Source organism: Fulvivirga sediminis (genome assembly GCF_016757215.1).
GTDB lineage: Bacteria > Bacteroidota > Bacteroidia > Cytophagales > Cyclobacteriaceae > Fulvivirga > Fulvivirga sediminis.
In genome coordinates, this window is sequence record NZ_JAESIY010000003.1 from 20,364 (window position 1) to 37,379 (window position 17,016).

Annotated in this window: 15 protein-coding genes; 4 read left to right on the forward strand and 11 right to left on the reverse strand. The window is 37.8% G+C overall.

The features are described from left to right. Positions 1–16 precede the first annotated feature (16 nt). A complete protein-coding gene (gene recQ / locus JL102_RS05995; protein ID WP_237390438.1) occupies positions 17–2,191 on the forward strand; it encodes a DNA helicase RecQ in 2,175 nt (724 codons plus the stop codon). On the opposite strand, the gene JL102_RS06000 is transcribed toward recQ, so the two are convergent. Both JL102_RS06000 and pckA read right to left on the reverse strand, forming a co-directional pair. Beyond that, entirely contained in the window at positions 2,188–2,604 is a 417-nt protein-coding gene (locus JL102_RS06000; protein WP_202243358.1) for a DUF6146 family protein, read from the reverse strand. The genes recQ and JL102_RS06000 overlap by 4 nt on opposite strands. Before the next feature lie 97 nt (positions 2,605–2,701). After that, positions 2,702–4,321, reverse strand: a complete 1,620-nt coding sequence (gene pckA / locus JL102_RS06005; RefSeq protein WP_202243359.1) for a phosphoenolpyruvate carboxykinase (ATP) — start codon at positions 4,319–4,321, stop codon at positions 2,702–2,704. A 223-nt stretch (positions 4,322–4,544) separates the two neighbouring features. Here pckA and JL102_RS06010 point away from each other — a divergent pair, with 223 nt between their 5' ends. After that, positions 4,545–6,077 carry a peptide MFS transporter gene (locus JL102_RS06010; protein ID WP_202243360.1) on the forward strand — a complete coding sequence of 511 codons (1,533 nt, stop codon included), beginning with the start codon at positions 4,545–4,547 and terminating at the stop codon, positions 6,075–6,077. A 329-nt stretch (positions 6,078–6,406) separates the two neighbouring features. Here the strand turns inward: JL102_RS06010 and groL are convergent, their stop codons facing one another. Further along, a complete protein-coding gene (groL, locus tag JL102_RS06015) occupies positions 6,407–8,035 on the reverse strand; it encodes a chaperonin GroEL (protein ID WP_202243361.1) in 1,629 nt (542 codons plus the stop codon). 45 nt (positions 8,036–8,080) lie between these two features. After that, the gene (gene groES / locus JL102_RS06020; RefSeq protein WP_202243362.1) at positions 8,081–8,359 is read right to left on the reverse strand and encodes a co-chaperone GroES; all 279 of its coding nucleotides are present in this window, start codon (positions 8,357–8,359) and stop codon (positions 8,081–8,083) included. 236 nt (positions 8,360–8,595) lie between these two features. Between groES and JL102_RS06025 the strand changes: the two genes are divergently transcribed. Further along, on the forward strand, positions 8,596–9,306 hold the full coding sequence (locus JL102_RS06025) for a hypothetical protein (RefSeq protein WP_202243363.1): 711 nt from the start codon (positions 8,596–8,598) through the stop codon (positions 9,304–9,306). Positions 9,307–9,393: 87 nt separating this feature from the next. On the opposite strand, the gene secG is transcribed toward JL102_RS06025, so the two are convergent. The 7 genes from secG to JL102_RS06060 all read right to left on the reverse strand — a co-directional run bounded on the left by secG (position 9,394) and on the right by JL102_RS06060 (position 16,286). Continuing rightward, positions 9,394–9,750 (reverse strand): preprotein translocase subunit SecG, encoded by a 357-nt coding sequence (gene secG, locus JL102_RS06030; protein ID WP_237390439.1) that lies wholly within the window; start codon positions 9,748–9,750, stop codon positions 9,394–9,396. A gap of 57 nt (positions 9,751–9,807) precedes the next feature. Further along, complete coding sequence (locus JL102_RS06035) at positions 9,808–10,761, reverse strand: tetratricopeptide repeat protein (protein WP_202243365.1); 954 nt, start codon at positions 10,759–10,761, stop codon at positions 9,808–9,810. Positions 10,762–10,818: 57 nt separating this feature from the next. Then, positions 10,819–11,319, reverse strand: coding sequence for an LptE family protein (locus JL102_RS06040; RefSeq protein ID WP_202243366.1), 501 nt, complete (start codon positions 11,317–11,319; stop codon positions 10,819–10,821). A gap of 16 nt (positions 11,320–11,335) precedes the next feature. After that, positions 11,336–12,616, reverse strand: coding sequence for a sigma-54 interaction domain-containing protein (locus JL102_RS06045; protein ID WP_202243367.1), 1,281 nt, complete (start codon positions 12,614–12,616; stop codon positions 11,336–11,338). Between the two features lie 3 nt (positions 12,617–12,619). Then, on the reverse strand, positions 12,620–14,080 hold the full coding sequence (gene miaB, locus JL102_RS06050) for a tRNA (N6-isopentenyl adenosine(37)-C2)-methylthiotransferase MiaB (protein ID WP_202243368.1): 1,461 nt from the start codon (positions 14,078–14,080) through the stop codon (positions 12,620–12,622). 66 nt (positions 14,081–14,146) lie between these two features. Beyond that, on the reverse strand, positions 14,147–15,451 hold the full coding sequence (locus JL102_RS06055) for an anthranilate synthase component I family protein (protein WP_202243369.1): 1,305 nt from the start codon (positions 15,449–15,451) through the stop codon (positions 14,147–14,149). A gap of 91 nt (positions 15,452–15,542) precedes the next feature. Continuing rightward, entirely contained in the window at positions 15,543–16,286 is a 744-nt protein-coding gene (locus JL102_RS06060) for a YceI family protein (RefSeq protein WP_202243370.1), read from the reverse strand. Positions 16,287–16,391: 105 nt separating this feature from the next. On the opposite strand from JL102_RS06060, the gene JL102_RS06065 reads away from it, so the two are divergent. Then, positions 16,392–16,901: a gamma carbonic anhydrase family protein gene (locus JL102_RS06065; RefSeq protein ID WP_202243371.1), complete on the forward strand. Its 510-nt coding sequence runs from the start codon at positions 16,392–16,394 to the stop codon at positions 16,899–16,901. Positions 16,902–17,016: the final 115 nt, after the last annotated feature.

The window sequence follows — 17,016 nt, forward strand, 5'->3', positions numbered from 1 at the left end:
TTTTTAATTTGTGGTTATGTCTGATGCCACCATGAATACACCGGAAGCCGTACTCAAAAAATATTTTGGATATACCAGTTTCCGAAAGCATCAGAAAGAGATTGTAGATACCGTACTGGAAGGCAATGACGCTTTGGTGCTCATGCCTACCGGAGGGGGTAAATCGCTCTGTTATCAGGTGCCTGCTCTTATGCTGGAAGGTGTAACCATAGTGGTGTCGCCACTGATAGCGCTGATGAAGGATCAGGTAGATGCCTTAACCGCTAATGGCATAGCGGCTGCATATCTCAATTCATCTCTTACCACTCAGGAACAAACTGAAGTTTTTTCTAAACTCAGGGCCAATGAACTGAAATTGTTATACCTGGCACCAGAGCGCTTAATAGGAAAGGGAGATGCTTTTCTTAATTTTTTAAGTGAGATAAAGGTAGCAGCTATTGCTATTGATGAGGCCCATTGTATTTCGCAGTGGGGGCATGATTTTAGGCCTGAGTATATGATGCTCTCAAAGCTAAAGGAAACCTTCCCCAAAGTGCCTCTTATAGCGCTTACGGCAACGGCAGATAAGCTTACCCGAGCTGATATCCTACAGCAACTCGGAATAGACAAGTCACAGGTATTTCTTTCTAGTTTTAATAGGGGAAATATTAGGTATTTGGTACAGCCCAAGCAGAGCAGCTATGAGCAGTTGGTTCAGTTTTTAGAGGCTCATAAGGAAGATTGCGGTATTATCTATTGTCTGTCTAGAGCATCAGTAGAAGGGCTGGCAGCACGACTGAAGGAAGACGGTTTTGATGCGCTGCCTTATCATGCAGGTTTGGATAGAAAAACCAAAGATGAACATCAGGAGAAGTTTATTAATGATCAGGTGAAGATCATTACGGCTACTATTGCCTTTGGTATGGGAATAGACAAATCAAATGTACGCTTTGTGGTGCATATGGATTTGCCCAAAAATATAGAAGGCTACTATCAGGAAACCGGCAGGGCAGGGAGAGATGGCCTTGATAGCGACGCTTTACTTTTCTATAGTTATGGAGACGTAATGAAGCTGAGAGGCTTTGTGGAAATTGAAAACAATCAGGAGCAAACTGAGGTGCTGCTTAAAAAACTGTCAGAAATGGCTGAGTTTGGAGAGCTGCGCACATGTAGAAGGAAGTACTTGCTAGAGTATTTTGATGAAGAGGCTCCAAATGAATGTGGTAACTGTGATGTGTGCCTGTCTGTAGATGAAAAATTTGATGGAACGGTAATAGCTCAAAAGGCCTTATCTGCTGTCTATAGATTAGAAGAGCGATTTGGACAAACTTATATCATTGATTTTTTGCGTGGGTCTAAATCGGCTAAAATATGGGATCAACATAAGCAGATAAAGACGTACGGAGTTGGGGCAGATGTGAGTAAAGAAGAATGGGCGCATTATTTGAGAGATCTTATACACCTGGGTTTTTTAAAGAAATCTGAGGGCCAGTATCCGGTACTTGTGCTTACAGAAAAGAGTAAGGAAGTGCTTACAGGCAAGGTGAAGGTAACCCTCAGTAAAGTCAAAGAAACTATTGCTGTGGTTCAGGAAAGTGCTCCTGAGTATGAGAAGCCACTTTTTGATCAATTGAAAAAGGTAAGAGCTGATTTTGCCCGAAAAGAAGGAGTGCCACCTTATGTTATTTTTTCAGATGCTACGCTCGTGGAGCTAGCTACCTATTTACCGCTTGACACAGAAGCACTGTTGAAAATGTCAGGTTTTGGGGAAATTAAATTGGAAAAATATGGCAGTGAGTTTTTGTCAGTGGTTAAGAACTATTGCCAGCAGCATAACCTATCTACTGCTATACAAAATAAAAGAGTGAAGGCTAAGAAGAAGAAGAAAGCTACATCAGGAGCAAGGGGTACGGCTCTGGAATCTTTAAGACTCTTCAAGGATGGGTTATCAGTAGAAGAGATTGCTGCTCAACGAGGCATAGTAGCTAATACTGTAGAAAATCATTTAAATGAATGTATCTTAACTGGTAAGGTTAATGTTTTTGATCTAATAAATCAAGAGCTTTATAATGAGATTTATGGAGTGGTGAAAAATAATCAGGAGCCCGGACTTAAATCTATCAAAGAGAAGTTGAGAGAAGAGATAACCTATGGGCAAATCCGCTCGGTGCTCAACCACCTGAAGTATGAAGCCGATAAACAGCCTAATTAAGAAGGAAAGTTGTATCGCTTTCCGTAGGTGTCTTCTATGTATTTAAAGTAGGTGAAGAGCCTGTAATTAAGCTCTAAGCCATAATCTATGTTAGGGTTATAGTCTATTCGATTTTCGAATGGGTAATTTTCATCTTTAAAATAAGCACCCTGTCCAACTTTTTGATTCCATGAGCTGGTATAGATACTATTCTTCTGTTCGTAGTAAGCTAAAGAATAGTAATTGGCAGGTTTTGCATATCGGCTGAGCCATCGGTCATAGCCAGAGTCAATAATTATCAGTTCGTATTCACCATCATCATTTCTTTCACTTAGTATGTTAGAACCAGTGTTACGTTGCTGCCCGGTGGGCTGAGAGGTATAGCAAGCGGAGAGAAGAATGAAGATTACAGCAGATGATAAGATGTTTTTCATAGAGACCTCCTTTGTTTTTTGATTAACAAATGATGAGGCCTTAAAGTTGATATAAAAAGTGAAGGCGCCCCGGTTAAAGACGCCTTCTGCCTATGGGTTAGACAAAATTTAAGTTCTTTTTAGGAGAGGCTGCCTTGGTTTCTTCGCTGGCAAATTCTTTGTATTTATCGAAATTTTTATTAAATGCTTCCGCTAGTTTATTAGCCATGTCATAGTACCCTTTGTCATTTTGCCAGGTCTCTCTAGGACTCAATACTTTTGATGGAACTCCCGGACAAACTGCAGGTATTTCGAAATGAAAGATGGAATGCTTTCTATAGCCTGCATTCTCTAACGTACCTGTAAGCGCAGCGGTAATCATGGCTCTCGTATATTGCAGCTTCATTCTGCTACCTACACCGTAAGGTCCGCCAGTCCACCCTGTATTAACCAGCCACACGTTTACATCGTTCTTTTCCATTTTTTCGCCTAGCATTTCAGCATATCTGGTGGGGTGTAGGGGCAGAAAAGGAGCTCCGAAACAGGCACTAAATACCGTTTGTGGTTCCGTAACGCCCGCTTCGGTACCAGCTACTTTAGCTGTATAGCCAGATATGAAATGATACATGGCTTGGCCCTTGTTCAGTCTTGAGATAGGAGGTAATACGCCATAAGCATCACAAGTAAGGAAGAATACATTTTTAGGTATGCCTCCCACCGAAGGTTCTACGGCATTAAGAATGTGGTGAATAGGGTAGGCCGTTCTGGTGTTTTCAGTTACAGAGGTGTTAGTATAGTCAATAGTTCGCGACTCGGGTATAAAACGAGTGTTTTCTACAATAGCTCCGAATTTTATAGCATCATATATTTCAGGTTCTTTCTGCCTGGTAAGGTCTATTACTTTAGCATAGCAGCCGCCTTCAAAGTTAAATACATTTTTCTCCGTCCAGGCATGTTCGTCATCACCGATCAGCCCACGATTAGCATCTGCTGATAGCGTAGTTTTACCAGTGCCTGATAAACCAAAGAATATGGCCGTGTCTAATGTCTCATGCCCAATGTTAGCAGAACAGTGCATGGGTAAAACATGGTGTTCGGTTGGGAGTAAGAAGTTGAGCACAGAAAAGATGCCTTTTTTCATTTCGCCTGCATAAGCCGTTCCACCCACTAAAATCATTCTTTTGGTGAAGTTGATAATAGCGAAGTTCTCTTGTCTGGTACCATCTGTTTTAGGATCAGCTTTAAAGTCAGGGTCGCATATAATGGTGAAGTTAGGTTCAAAATATTCTAACTTGTAGATGTCCGGTCTCAAAAACATATTATGACAGAAGAGATTATGCCATGCCTTAGTATTAATCACCCTAAGTTTTAGTCTATAGGTTTTGTCAGCTCCTGCATAAGCATCTCTTACATATAGCTTTTTGCTCTTGAGGTTATCTAGCATTTTTTGATGCAAGAGATCAAATTTATCTTCGTCGAAGGGAATATTAATATCACCCCACCAAACTTCATTTTCAGTAAGACTATCTTTTACAATAAATCGATCTTTTGGAGAACGTCCGGTAAAGCTACCTGTGTCACACATGAGTGCTCCGTTATCAGCTAGTTGCCCTTCTCCATTAGCCAGAGCTAATTCTACTAATTCTGCAGGGGTCTGATTCCAATACACTTTTTCTGAAGTGTTTACTCCTGTATGCTTAAGATCATGACTTTTAGATTTTAACCCTATTTCCTTCATATACTTAAATTCTTAAATAGTGAATGATCATTTTTTTGATGTTATCCAAAATTAGGGAATAATTATGGGCTGTTATTATGATTTTTTGAAAATTTAAATCGTTTGCAATTTCAATAATCACCGTACATGATCTGCGTCAACCGAATACAAAATATAATTTGCTTATGAATCTTAACAGTGTTAGTTTTAGCGGTATTTTGTTTAATTAACTCAAATTTGAAATATGTCTAAAACATTTTTAGGGCATCCGCGAGGTCTAGCTACGCTCTTTTTCACTGAAATGTTTGAGCGCTTCAGCTTTTATGGCATGAGAGCGCTATTAATTCTATTCATGACCAAGTCCATAGCAGAAGGAGGATTAGCTTTTGATGATAAGACTTCTGGAGCTATCTACGGATTATATGTTATGGGTGTTTATATACTTGCTTTACCTGGAGGATGGTTAGCTGATAGACTTTTTGGGTTAAAAAAAGCAGTATGGTATGGCGGTATCATTATAGCCATAGGTCATTTCACCATGGCCATACCGGGGTTACTTGAGTTAGTAGGGGTTGGTAGTGAAGAAGTAACACAATTGGATACTGTACCTTTCTTTTTAGGTTTAATTTTAATATGCGTGGGAACAGGGCTTTTAAAGCCTAATGTGAGCTCTATGGTCGGCTCGTTGTATGTTAATGATACAGGTGCTAGAAGAGACGCTGGTTTTTCTATATTTTATTCCGGAATTAATTTAGGGGCATTAGTGGCGCCATTAGTAACCAGCCCATTAGGTGAATTTGTGAATTGGCATTTAGGCTTTGCTGCAGCTGGTTTGTTTATGGTTTTCGGACTAATTCAATATAAAACCACTGAGAAGTATTTAGATGGAATTGGAGACGTGCCTTCCATTGAAACTCCAGAAGAAGTAGCGGGACAAACTAATCTTGTGAAATGGCTAAGGATTATTGTAATAGGCATAATTATTTTATTAACAATGGCCTTTATGGGTGTTATTCCAATTGACGCTATCATTTTAGCTGACTTTTCAGGTGTGCTAATTGTTTTTGTGGCTTTCTTATTCCTCGGATATGTGTTGTTTTTGGGTGGTTTAGAAGGAGATGAAAAGAAGAAAGTAATAGCAATAGGTATTGTGTTTATATTTTCAGCGATGTTTTGGTCAGGTTTTGAACAGGCAGGTTCAACCTTAAATATTTTTGCAGATCGATTTACAGATAGAAATATATTTGGAATGGAAATAGCCGCGGGGATATTTCAATCAATCAATCCATTGTTCTTAGTTTTATTTGCCCCTGTATTCGCTTCAATGTGGATATGGTTGGCTAAACGAAACTTAGAACCTAGTAGTCCAGTGAAATTTGCTTTTGGGTTGATTTTACTAGGGGTAGGGTTCTTAATTATGGTTTTTGCTGCAAAAGTGGCCGTTTCTGGAGAATTAGCTGCTCCCGGATGGCTATTGTTAACTTACATGTTTCATACTTTCGGAGAATTAAGTTTAAGTCCTGTAGGGCTTAGTTTAACTACTAAATTAGCTCCTAAGAAGTTTTATAGTCAAATGATGGGGATATGGTTCATGTCAGTATCTCTGGGTAATTTGATAGCAGGTAGATTAGGAGGTGAAATTTCTGGAGACGGAGAAGGAGCTCTTGATAAAATGCCAGATCAGTTTATGCTGATTGTAATTACTACCGTAGCTTCAGGAGTATTACTTCTTCTCTTATACAAACCCATAAGAAGTTTGATGGGAGATGTAAAGTAAGCATTAATGGAAGTTGAAGCAGGTCAATGACCCTTCTAGGTGAAGAATTATTAAAACATTAAAGTCGGTCAGCAATGATCGACTTTTTTTATGCACTAATTTAATTCAGGGAGTTATCACCTAGGAGATTAGATGTGGGAGGTACTTGTCAATAGGCTGAGAGAAAAAGAGGGGTAGGGTGTTAGATATACCTATCTGACAGGTACAAATCTTCATGATTCTGCAGGGGAAGTGTTTCAATACATTTCTATGTGTATGATGACCGGACCCAAACAAAAAAAGGCTTCGAATTTTCGAAGCCTTCTCTTTTATCATCGGATTAGATGTTATTACATCATTCCTGGCATTCCGCCTCCAGCAGGCATTGCAGGGCCTTTATCTTCTTCAGGAAGATCAGCTACTACAGCCTCAGTGGTAAGTAATAGTCCAGCGATAGAAGAAGCATTTTCTAATGCTAATCTTGTCACTTTAGTAGGATCAATTACACCAGCTTGGATAAGGTTTTCGTATTTGTTATCTCTTGCATTGTAACCGAAGTCGCCTTTTCCTTCTCTGATCTTTTGAACGATCACAGAACCTTCTTGACCTGCGTTAGCAGCGATAGTTCTTAAAGGAGCTTCAATAGCTAGTCTGATGATATTAACACCAGTAGCCTGATCCTCATTATCTGTTTCAACGCTGTCTAAAGCTTCGATAGCTCTGATAAGAGCTACACCACCACCTGCTACTACACCTTCTTGTACGGCAGCTCTGGTTGCGTGTAGAGCATCGTCTACTCTATCCTTAATTTCTTTCATTTCTACCTCTGTAGCAGCACCTACATAAAGGATAGCTACCCCACCAGAAAGCTTAGCAAGTCTCTCTTGTAGTTTTTCTTTATCATAGTCAGAAGTAGTAGACTCCATTTGAGCTTTAAGTTGATTCACTCTAGCCTCAATGTCTTCTTTATTACCAGCACCGTTAACGATAGTGGTATTATCTTTATCTATGTTGATTTTTTCAGCAGTACCTAAGTATTCTAAAGTAGCGCTTTCTAATTTATAACCTCTTTCTTCAGAAATTACAGTACCACCAGTAAGGATAGCGATATCCTCAAGCATAGCTTTTCTTCTGTCTCCGAATCCAGGAGCTTTCACAGCAGCAATTTTCAGAGCACCTCTGATTTTGTTTACTACCAATGTAGCAAGAGCTTCACCGTCTACATCTTCAGCTATGATTACTAAAGGTCTACCAGTTTGAGCAGCAGCTTCCAAGATAGGAAGTAACTCCTTCATAGCAGAGATCTTCTTGTCATAGATAAGAATATAAGGGTTTTCAAGCTCAGCTTCCATTTTCTCTGTATTAGTAACAAAGTATGGAGAAAGGTATCCTCTGTCAAACTGCATACCTTCTACAGTCTTAACTTCAGTTTCAGTACCTTTTGCTTCTTCAACAGTAATTACACCGTCTTTACCTACTTTATCCATTGCATCAGCAATCATTTTACCGATCTCAGCGTCGTTGTTAGCAGAGATAGTACCTACTTGTGCAATTTCGTTAGAAGAATCAATGGTTTTAGATTGCTTCTTAAGGTTTTCAACTACGGCAGTTACCGCTTTGTCTATACCTCTTTTTAAATCCATAGGATTAGCTCCTGCAGCCACGTTTTTAATACCATGACCGAAGATAGCCTGAGCCAATACTGTAGCAGTAGTAGTACCGTCACCAGCATCGTCGGCTGTTTTAGAAGCTACTTCTTTCACAAGTTGAGCTCCCATGTTTTCAATAGCATCTTCTAGCTCGATGTCTTTTGCTACAGATACACCATCTTTAGTAACTGTAGGTGCACCGAATTTTTTGTCAAGAATTACATTTCTACCCTTAGGTCCTAATGTAACTTTCACTGCATCAGAAAGAGCATCAACTCCTTTCTTTAGTTTTTCTCTAGCTACAGTGTTGAATAATATTTCTTTAGCCATAATTCTTTTTAATTTTTAGTCGTTGTATTGATTTCTCAAAACAGATTAAACAATTGCAAATATGTCAGATTCTCTCATGATAAGATATTCTTTACCTTCTACAGTGATCTCTGTGCCAGCGTACTTACCGTAAAGAACCTCATCACCTTCTTTTACTGTTAAAGGCTCGTCTTTTTTACCTGTGCCTACAGCTACTACTTTACCTTTTTGAGGCTTTTCTTTAGCGGTGTCAGGTATAATGATACCTGAAGCTGTTTTTTCTTCAGCAGCGGCAGCTTCTACAAGAACTCTGTCCGCAAGAGGCTTAATATTCACGTTTGACATTTTTTGTTATAGTTTTTAATTAAAACTTTGTTTCTTAATTACGGTTCAGCTATTGCACCTTTTGTGCCAATCATATTTAGCCTCTATAAATAGACATTTTTGCAGTTTTTTAGCATTTATCATGACATGATAAATGAAGGTATGACATAATTGCACAAACTCTTATATGGCAATATGTCAGTACTTGCCTCATATATCCTTTTTTTGTACATTATATTATTTAAAATAGTGAGACTATGGATAATTTGAGTAATAATTGGTTTGCCGAAGGCTTGGTGGATTATGAGTATAAGAAGTATGTTTTGCTAGCTTATCTTAAAAGAGTGACAAACTCATTTGAAGCCAGAAAGTTGTACCCATTCTTGTCTGATCTGGTGGTGCATTATAATAACCTCATACAATTTAGGGAAAATAAAAGGCAGTTTAATAATGATATGCCAAAAGATCTGACAGGTATAGACAGAGAAAGTTTGGAGCTTATCTACAGTAGAGTACAAAAAGATGATGAACTGTTAAAGGAGATTGAGAATATTATAGAATTTTCTCTGCCCAGGCTTAAATCATCTGTTAAAGCAGGAGCAGAGGTGTATGAGTTAGTAGAAGAAAATTGCGAGTTTACTCCTATAGGACTTATGCCATTGTATACTAATGAGGGGTATATGTTTATTAGTAATAATAGTAAAAAGACTAAGATATATCGCTATGAACTTACTATGCTGGAAACCACTAGAGAAAAATACAGAGCCTTAAATACTTATTTTGTAGAGGCTGTGCAAAAGGGGTGGGGTACTACTTATGAGAGTATTAAGGTGAGCTTAACTAAGAGATTCAAAGACCTTCCTAATCCTGCTACTTTTCTGTTTTATTCTAAGGAGAAATTTCCTTATACTTCTACCTTGGAGCCTGTGGCTAAGCGACTATTAGTAAAGTATATTTCAAATACATGAAAAACTGATTAAATGGTCAGTACAGTGTATCATAAAAAAGGCCGTTTCAAATTTTTGAAACGGCCTTTTTTATGATACTATATTTTTTTATTCTTCTGTGTCTTCAGCTGGCGCAATTTCTTCAAGAGATCCTGCATCAGTACCTTCTTCTTCTTCAGCTGGTATTAACTCTTCTCCTGAGTCAGTACCCAATGAAGGCATTGTGGCTCCTCCTTGTTCTTTAGCTCTTTCTCTAAATTCGTCAACAGGACCTTGTGAAGGCGTGAAAAGGAAGTTAGTAGCGAGAGTAAGTACAATGATGGCTATAGCAAAGCCCCATGTTAATTTTTCTAATAAATCGCCTGTTTTCTTAACACCAATCATATTGCTGGCTCCTGCACCTCCAAACTGGCTGGTAAGACCACCGCCTTTAGAATCTTGTGCTAAGATGATCAATACAAGCATTATAGATGCTAGAATTATTAAACTTAAAACTAATGTAACCATTATCTTACTACTAAATTATTTTTGCAAGTCTTTAATTTGAGTCGCAAAGTACGACTTTTTTTGCGGAAATTTCCAAATTAATTTTTTATATATATCAATAGCCTTATCTTTTTTTCCTTGGCCGATTAATATTTTTGCTAAATTTTCTGAAACAAGGTCATCACTAAAGTGCGTGCTTGATTCAGATAAATCTACCTGAGCTGCTGAGGAAGGTTTGGCTTTAGCTGACAGTGAGGGCTCTGAATTGATGAACTGAGCAATAATTTGATCTTGCTCTTCTTTATTAGTTTTTGACGGAGTGCTGCTCGTTTTTCTTTTAGTAGTTGAGCCACCATCTTTAGCTTCACTAGTCTTAGCCTTTGGTTTAGCTTTGGCTGTGGTAGTCTTTTTGTTAGAAGCAGTAGACTTCTTTGAGGTGCTTTTAGTACTAGTCTTAGCTGCCTTTTTTGCCGTAGATTCTTTGGAGGAAGTAGCCTTGCTGTCTTTTGAAGCGGATGACTCTTCTGTACTCTTTTTAGTGGTGTTTTTTGAGCTTGTTTGTTTCTCCACCTCTGGGTGTTCTTCTACCCACTCTAAATAAGACTCCTTACTTTTTCTTAGGGCTTCTAGATCTAGCAATACACTATCTCTTAGCTCTTCAGATTGAAGGCCGTTTTCATCTATAGACACTGAAAAACCAGTTTTTTCTATAGTCTCTGATTCTTCATCATCAGTAGCTATTACTTCCTCTTCAACAGGTTTTTCCTCTATAATATCTCTCAGCACATGTCTGTCAGAAGCATATAGGGCAGCATATTGCAAAGTCTGAGTTGCTATATCCGTGTTAGCATCATTATTAGCCTTGGCTATAAGCGTATGTAATATCTGGCTGTAGGGATAGTTTTTAACTAATTCATGAAGTTTGGTCCTATCCTCTTCAGAAATATTATTATAATTTTTGACAATTTTAATAAACTTCTGTTTGTTCAAAGCTAATGGATTTGATGAAATTGTATTCAAAGTTACTAAGTAAAAATATATTAAAAATTACCAATTGGCAACCGAGGCATTGAATATATCCAAAATTATCTGGTCAAAGATCTCATCAAGCAGTGTGGCCTCAATAGCAGTAAGGTTTTGATCACTATCAAAATCACTATAGAAAGAGAACGATTTATTCTCAAAGTTAAATTGATCATCTTCCGTGTTTATATATGTAACCTGAACCGTGATGGTAAGTCTGGTGAGTGCAGAAGTATTTCCTCCTAACTCATCATTATTAGAAGCTGTAGGTGCAATAGGAGTAAGTCTGTACCCTGTAATGCTTCCTTCTAGCTGTAGTTCACCATCTTCATCTACCAAACCTAGGTTGGTATTTGATAAATAGTAGTCTTTTAGCTTATTAGTGAAAGTCTGTGGCATGTCAGGTGGCCCACCTTCCGCATCATTATAAAATTGCTGGATGGAAATGGTTTCTGCTGTTATGTTAGCACCTGTAAATGAATAAACACCACATCCTGCTAATGAAAAAGCGGGCAGGACTATCATTAAAAAAATTCTTAAATTAAAGATCCTCAAGTTCGTATTGTTTGATTTTCCTGTACAAAGTTCGTTCCGAAATACCAAGGTCTTTCGCTGCGTATTTTCTCTTGTTGTTGTTTTTCATTAAAGCCTTAATAATCAATTCTTTTTCTTTCTTTTCTATAGAAAGAGAATCGTCTTCTTCAGTTTCATGAGTAATGTCCTGAATATCAGAAGCGTCTTCATCGTACTGATTGTGATGATCCGAATTTATGTTGAGAAGTACTGGCTCATCTGGTATTACACTTTGCTGATGATTCAAGCTATTATCGTCCAGATCTTCGAATAGTTCGCTATGATCTTCTATAACCTGATGTGCCGATCCTTCTGTTTGTAATGCTTCCAGAACAAATTTTTTCAAATCGTTCATGTCTTTTTTCATATCAAAAAGCACCTTATACAACAAGTCTCTTTCTGATATGTTCTGGCTGTTCTTTTCCGGATCTTGGTAGAGGGCAGGCAGCTGATTATTATTACCAGGCAAATATTTTAAAAGCGTTTCTTTAGTGATGACTTTATCATCAGTAGATAGAACGGATATCTGCTCTGTTAAATTTTTGAGTTGCCTGATGTTTCCCGGAAACCTATATTGAAGCAGGGTTTCTTTAGCATCTTCAGTAAGTGCAATTGGCTTCACTTTATATTTTTCAGCGAAGTCAGTGGCAAATTTTCTGAATAGTAATTCTACGTCGTTACCCCTGTCTCTTAAAGGAGGCACGTATATAGGCACCGTACTTAATCTGTAATAAAGGTCTTCTCTAAATTTACCTTCGTCTACAGACTTCATAAGATTAACATTAGTAGCAGCTACTACTCTTACATCCGTTTTTAAAACTTTGGAAGAACCTACTTTTATAAACTCACCATTTTCTAAAACTCGTAAAAGGCGGGCTTGCGTGCCTATAGGCATTTCACCAATTTCATCAAGAAAAATGGTGCCGCCACTCGTTACTTCAAAATAACCCTTTCTGGCTTCATGCGCTCCTGTAAAGGAGCCTTTTTCATGGCCAAAAAGCTCAGAGTCGATAGTGCCCTCAGGTATAGAGCCACAGTTGATAGCTATAAACTGGTTATGCTTTCTGGGGCTGAGATAATGTATTATTTTACTGAAAGATTCTTTACCACTACCGCTTTCACCTGTAATAAGTACAGACATATCAGTAGGGGCTACCTGCATTGCTACTTGTATGGCATGATTTAGTAAGGAAGAGTTTCCAATAATACCAAATCGTTGTTTTATACTCTGAATTTCAGATTCAACCATCTTTTAATCTACTATTTTACCAAATAACGTAGCAGCAGAGCAATCTTCTACTAAAACATTAACATATTGACCTTTTTTATATCCTTTTTTCGGGAAAATCACCACTTTATTAGCTGTATTTCTTCCTTGCAAGTCATCCTCAGATCTTTTTGAGAAGCCTTCTATAAGCACTTTATGTACTTTTCCTATGTCTCTTTTGTTTCTTTCTAAAGCATGAGCTTGCTGTTTGGCTATGATCTCACTTAGTCGGCGCTTTTTCACTTCTAAAGGAATGTCATCTTCCAGTTTTTTAGCAGCAAGAGTTCCTGGCCTTTCACTGTAAAAGAACATGTATGAGAAGTCATACTTTACATAATCCATTAACGTGAGTGTATCCTTATGCTCTTCTTCTGTTTCCGAACAAAAACCTGCTATCATGTCAGATGATATACCACAATCTTCACCAATAATCCTCCTAATGGCATCTACACGTTCTTTATACCACTCTCTGGTATAAGTTCTGTTCATTAGTTCCAGCACCCTGGTGTTTCCGCTTTGTGCGGGTAGATGTATATAGTTACAGATATTATCGTACTTTTTCATAGTATAAAGTACTTCATCTGTTATGTCTTTAGGGTGAGAGGTACTAAATCTAACCCTGAGCTCAGGACTTACCTGTGCTACCATTTCTAAAAGGTGAGCGAAATTCGTTACTTCGGAGATTTCTGATTTCTCTAATTTCGCCTTATTATTAATTTCTTTGCTCCATTTATAGGAGTCTACGTTTTGTCCTAACAAGGTCACTTCTTTGTAGCCTTGGTCAAACAGATTTTGAGCCTCAGCTACAATAGAATGAGGGTCTCTGCTTCTTTCTCTACCTCTGGTGAAAGGCACTACGCAGAAAGAACACATATTGTCACAACCTCTCATGATAGATATAAAGGCAGTTACGCCATTGCTGTTTAGCCTTATGGGGCTAATATCTGCATATGTTTCTTCTCTGGAGAGAAAGGTGTTTACGGCTTTTTGTCCATTATCTACACTCTGAACAAGATTAGGTAGGTCTCTGTAGGCGTCAGGCCCTACTACCAAGTCTACGATTTTTTCTTCTTCAAGTAATTTATCTTTTAAGCGCTCAGCCATACAGCCTAGCACGCCTATCATCATTTCAGGCTTATTTTTTTTGACATTATTAAACTGGCTGAGACGCTTCCTTACGGTTTGTTCTGCTTTTTCACGAATGGAGCAAGTGTTTAGAAAAACCACATCTGCTTCATTAAAGTCTGAGGTAGTATCAAAACCTTCTTTTTTCATAATAGATGATACTATCTCACTGTCGGAGAAGTTCATCTGACAGCCGTAGCTTTCTATGTAGACCTTTCTGTCTTTACCAGTGTCTTCAGTTTCAGATACTTTAAAGGTTTCACAGGCTTCGTTCTGGTCATCTCCTTTTATAATATCAATGTCTGCTATCACATTATCCATGGTTCGCTCAGTTATATAGAAATGCAAAGGTAACAATATGCTTTGAAAGTGACATAATGTCAGTAACTATTTTACTTTTATTGTTGGGTTACCTAGTAGTTCTAAGATAGCCTTGGCTTTTAAAAGGCATTCTTCATATTCTTTCTCAGGAATAGCATCATAAGTAATGGCACTGCCTACCTGAAAGGAGAGGGTGGAGTTAGAAGCATTGTATAAAATACTTCTTATTACCACGTTGAAGTCGAAGTCTCCCGTAGGACTGAAGTATCCCATGGCTCCAGAATAAAGGCCGCGTTTATTGTTTTCATATTTTTCGATGAGTTCCATCACTTTTATTTTTGGGGCCCCTGTCATACTGCCCATAGGGAAGGCATTTTTTATAGCCTCTATGGCTGTTACCTCAGGGCTCAGGGTAGAGGTGATGGTTGATATCATTTGATGCAGTTGATGAAAGGAATAAATACCAAATAGTTCTTCAGGTTTAATAGTGCCGTATTGAGAGCTTTTGGCGAGGTCGTTTCTTACCAGGTCAACAATCATCATGTTCTCGGCAAGCTCTTTTACATCCTTTCTTAAAGATTTTTTTATGAAATCATCTTCTGTTTTATTACTACCTCTTTTTGCAGTGCCTTTAATAGGTTGAGAAACCAACTTTTGCCCTTCTTTTTTCATGAATCTTTCAGGGCTCGCGCAGATCAAATAGTAATTATTAAACTTATGGAAAACTGAAAATGGAGTGGGTGAAGTGGTGGTTAGTAGTTCGTAGGCATGGAGAGGCGAAAAGTCTTTGGTATTGGTATGGAAGTCTATACAATAGTTAATCTCATAAATATCGCCTTCTACTATATGTTGTTTGAGCTTTTTTACTTTGCCGATGTACTCTTCTCTGGAAGTGCCTGCATATATTTCATTTATAGGCTCTAGGAGGGAGGTTGAATGGGGGGCAATCGCTTCAATGTTTTTAATAATAGATTGGGGATCACTATTATAGGTTTCTATGGATATGTTTTTATCATCCCATAAAATCACTGTTTCGGGTTGATAAAAGAATATATCAGGAAAGTTTAACCTGTCAGTGTTAGAACTACTTAGCTTCTCAATATTATTCTTGAGGTCATAGCCAAAGTGGCCAATAAGCCAATCTTTATGGATCTCTTGAAATTGTTGCAAGTCAAGAAACGGATCGGAAGATTTGAAAGGTATAATTTGGGTTGCGTTAAAAGCAAGCAGGTTTTTAAAGCCTTGATAGGGGATGTTGGCTATATTATTAGCACTGAAATATGAACAATAATCATAGCGCTGAGAGAAATGAAGAGCTTTCTTTATAAATTGTTCAACGTTATCTGGATTATAGTGTAAGGCTTTTCGCAAAATTCTTTTTAACGCAAATAAATATAAAAAATAAACCGGCTCAAAATGTAATTTTGGCCGGTCTAAGATCTTTATCTGCTAAAAAGATAAATTACATAGCAGGAGCTTCAGAAGCTTTGATGTCAAATCCTACGTTTACAGTATCGTAAATGAATTTGTCTTTGGCTTTGTCTACAGCGTCAGCTTCAGCAGAATAAGTAAGTCCCCATAAAGTTCTGTCAATATTGAATTTAGCTTTAGCAGAAAGTCCACTTTCAGCTACTTTCACTACTGCAGGGAAAGAAATACTTAACGTTTTTCCTCTCATGGTAAGGTTACCTGTGATTTTATGAGAAGGAGACTCTACCATAAACTCATCAGCACTAGCAGGCTTGTATTCTGAATCAAATTCTTCTTTAACTTCTACAGAATCACCAGCAGTGTAAGGCTCTACTGATGTGATTACAAACTCAGCAGTAGGGTGGTTCTCAGCATCAAAGAAATCAGCTGATTTTAAGTGACCTTCTAACTTGCCTCTCATTTCGTCATCATCAGCAATATCAGTATTTTTAATATTAGCGATGTCTAAAGTAATAGTACCACCTACTATTTCATCTCCGTTAACAGCAATGCTTCCCTGGCTGATAGGAATAGTTCCATCATGCTTTCCTGTAGGCTTGCTACCGATCCAGGTAACAGTGCTTTCATCTGCATTTACTGCGTATTCTTTTGATGCTTCTACTTGTTCTACTTCCTTAGCTTCTGAAACTTCAGCATCAGTGCCTTCTTTTTTCTGTCCACAAGAGGCTAATATTCCTGCAGATAGCAATAAAATAAAAAAGCTGTTTTTCTTCATTTGTCTTTCTTTTAGTTTGGTTAATTTGTGATGTAAGTATCAAATTTAATATACTACAAAAGTATCAATTTAACTAATAATCAATAATTGTGGAAACATTAAAATATGGCACTGATAAAAAAAATTAAAAAATCAATCCCAAAATTCGGTGAAAATTGCTTCTTAGCAGATACATGTGTAGTGATAGGTGACGTTACTATGGGAAATAATTGTACCGTTTGGTTTAATGCCATAGTGAGAGGGGATGTTCATTCAATAACTATTGGAGATGAAACTAATATTCAGGATGGGGCGATTATTCACTGTACTTATCAAAAAGCAAAAACAGTAATAGGAAGCAGGGTATCTATTGCTCATGGTGCCATAGTACACGGCTGTGAAATAGAAGATGATGTACTTATAGGTATGAAGGCCGTAGTGATGGATAATGCCATTGTTAAAACTGGGTCAGTGATAGCCGCAGGAGCCATTGTATTACCGGGTACCGTGGTAGAGGCAGGAAGCATCTATGCAGGTGTGCCAGCAAAGAAAGTGAAGGATACAGGGCCAGAAATGAAAGAAGTTATTGAAAGAACAGCTAAGAACTATCCTATGTATGCTAGTTGGTATGATTAAAAGATTTTAACAATAAAAAGGATATTAGGAGGAATATTGCTTCTAGTGTTAGAATTCATAGAGTTTAGATGAAGAATGCAAATAATTCCTCTTGAATTTAAAGAGAAATTATTTT

Coding starts and splice junctions, on each gene's coding strand:
- recQ (WP_237390438.1), top strand. CDS start 17: ATGTCTGATGCCACCATGAATACACCGGAAGCCGTACTCAAAAAATAT.
- JL102_RS06000 (WP_202243358.1), bottom strand. CDS start 2,604: ATGAAAAACATCTTATCATCTGCTGTAATCTTCATTCTTCTCTCCGCT.
- pckA (WP_202243359.1), bottom strand. CDS start 4,321: ATGAAGGAAATAGGGTTAAAATCTAAAAGTCATGATCTTAAGCATACA.
- JL102_RS06010 (WP_202243360.1), top strand. CDS start 4,545: ATGTCTAAAACATTTTTAGGGCATCCGCGAGGTCTAGCTACGCTCTTT.
- groL (WP_202243361.1), bottom strand. CDS start 8,035: ATGGCTAAAGAAATATTATTCAACACTGTAGCTAGAGAAAAACTAAAG.
- groES (WP_202243362.1), bottom strand. CDS start 8,359: ATGTCAAACGTGAATATTAAGCCTCTTGCGGACAGAGTTCTTGTAGAA.
- JL102_RS06025 (WP_202243363.1), top strand. CDS start 8,596: ATGGATAATTTGAGTAATAATTGGTTTGCCGAAGGCTTGGTGGATTAT.
- secG (WP_237390439.1), bottom strand. CDS start 9,750: ATGCTTGTATTGATCATCTTAGCACAAGATTCTAAAGGCGGTGGTCTT.
- JL102_RS06040 (WP_202243366.1), bottom strand. CDS start 11,319: ATGATAGTCCTGCCCGCTTTTTCATTAGCAGGATGTGGTGTTTATTCA.
- JL102_RS06045 (WP_202243367.1), bottom strand. CDS start 12,616: ATGGTTGAATCTGAAATTCAGAGTATAAAACAACGATTTGGTATTATT.
- miaB (WP_202243368.1), bottom strand. CDS start 14,080: ATGGATAATGTGATAGCAGACATTGATATTATAAAAGGAGATGACCAG.
- JL102_RS06060 (WP_202243370.1), bottom strand. CDS start 16,286: ATGAAGAAAAACAGCTTTTTTATTTTATTGCTATCTGCAGGAATATTA.
- JL102_RS06065 (WP_202243371.1), top strand. CDS start 16,392: ATGGCACTGATAAAAAAAATTAAAAAATCAATCCCAAAATTCGGTGAA.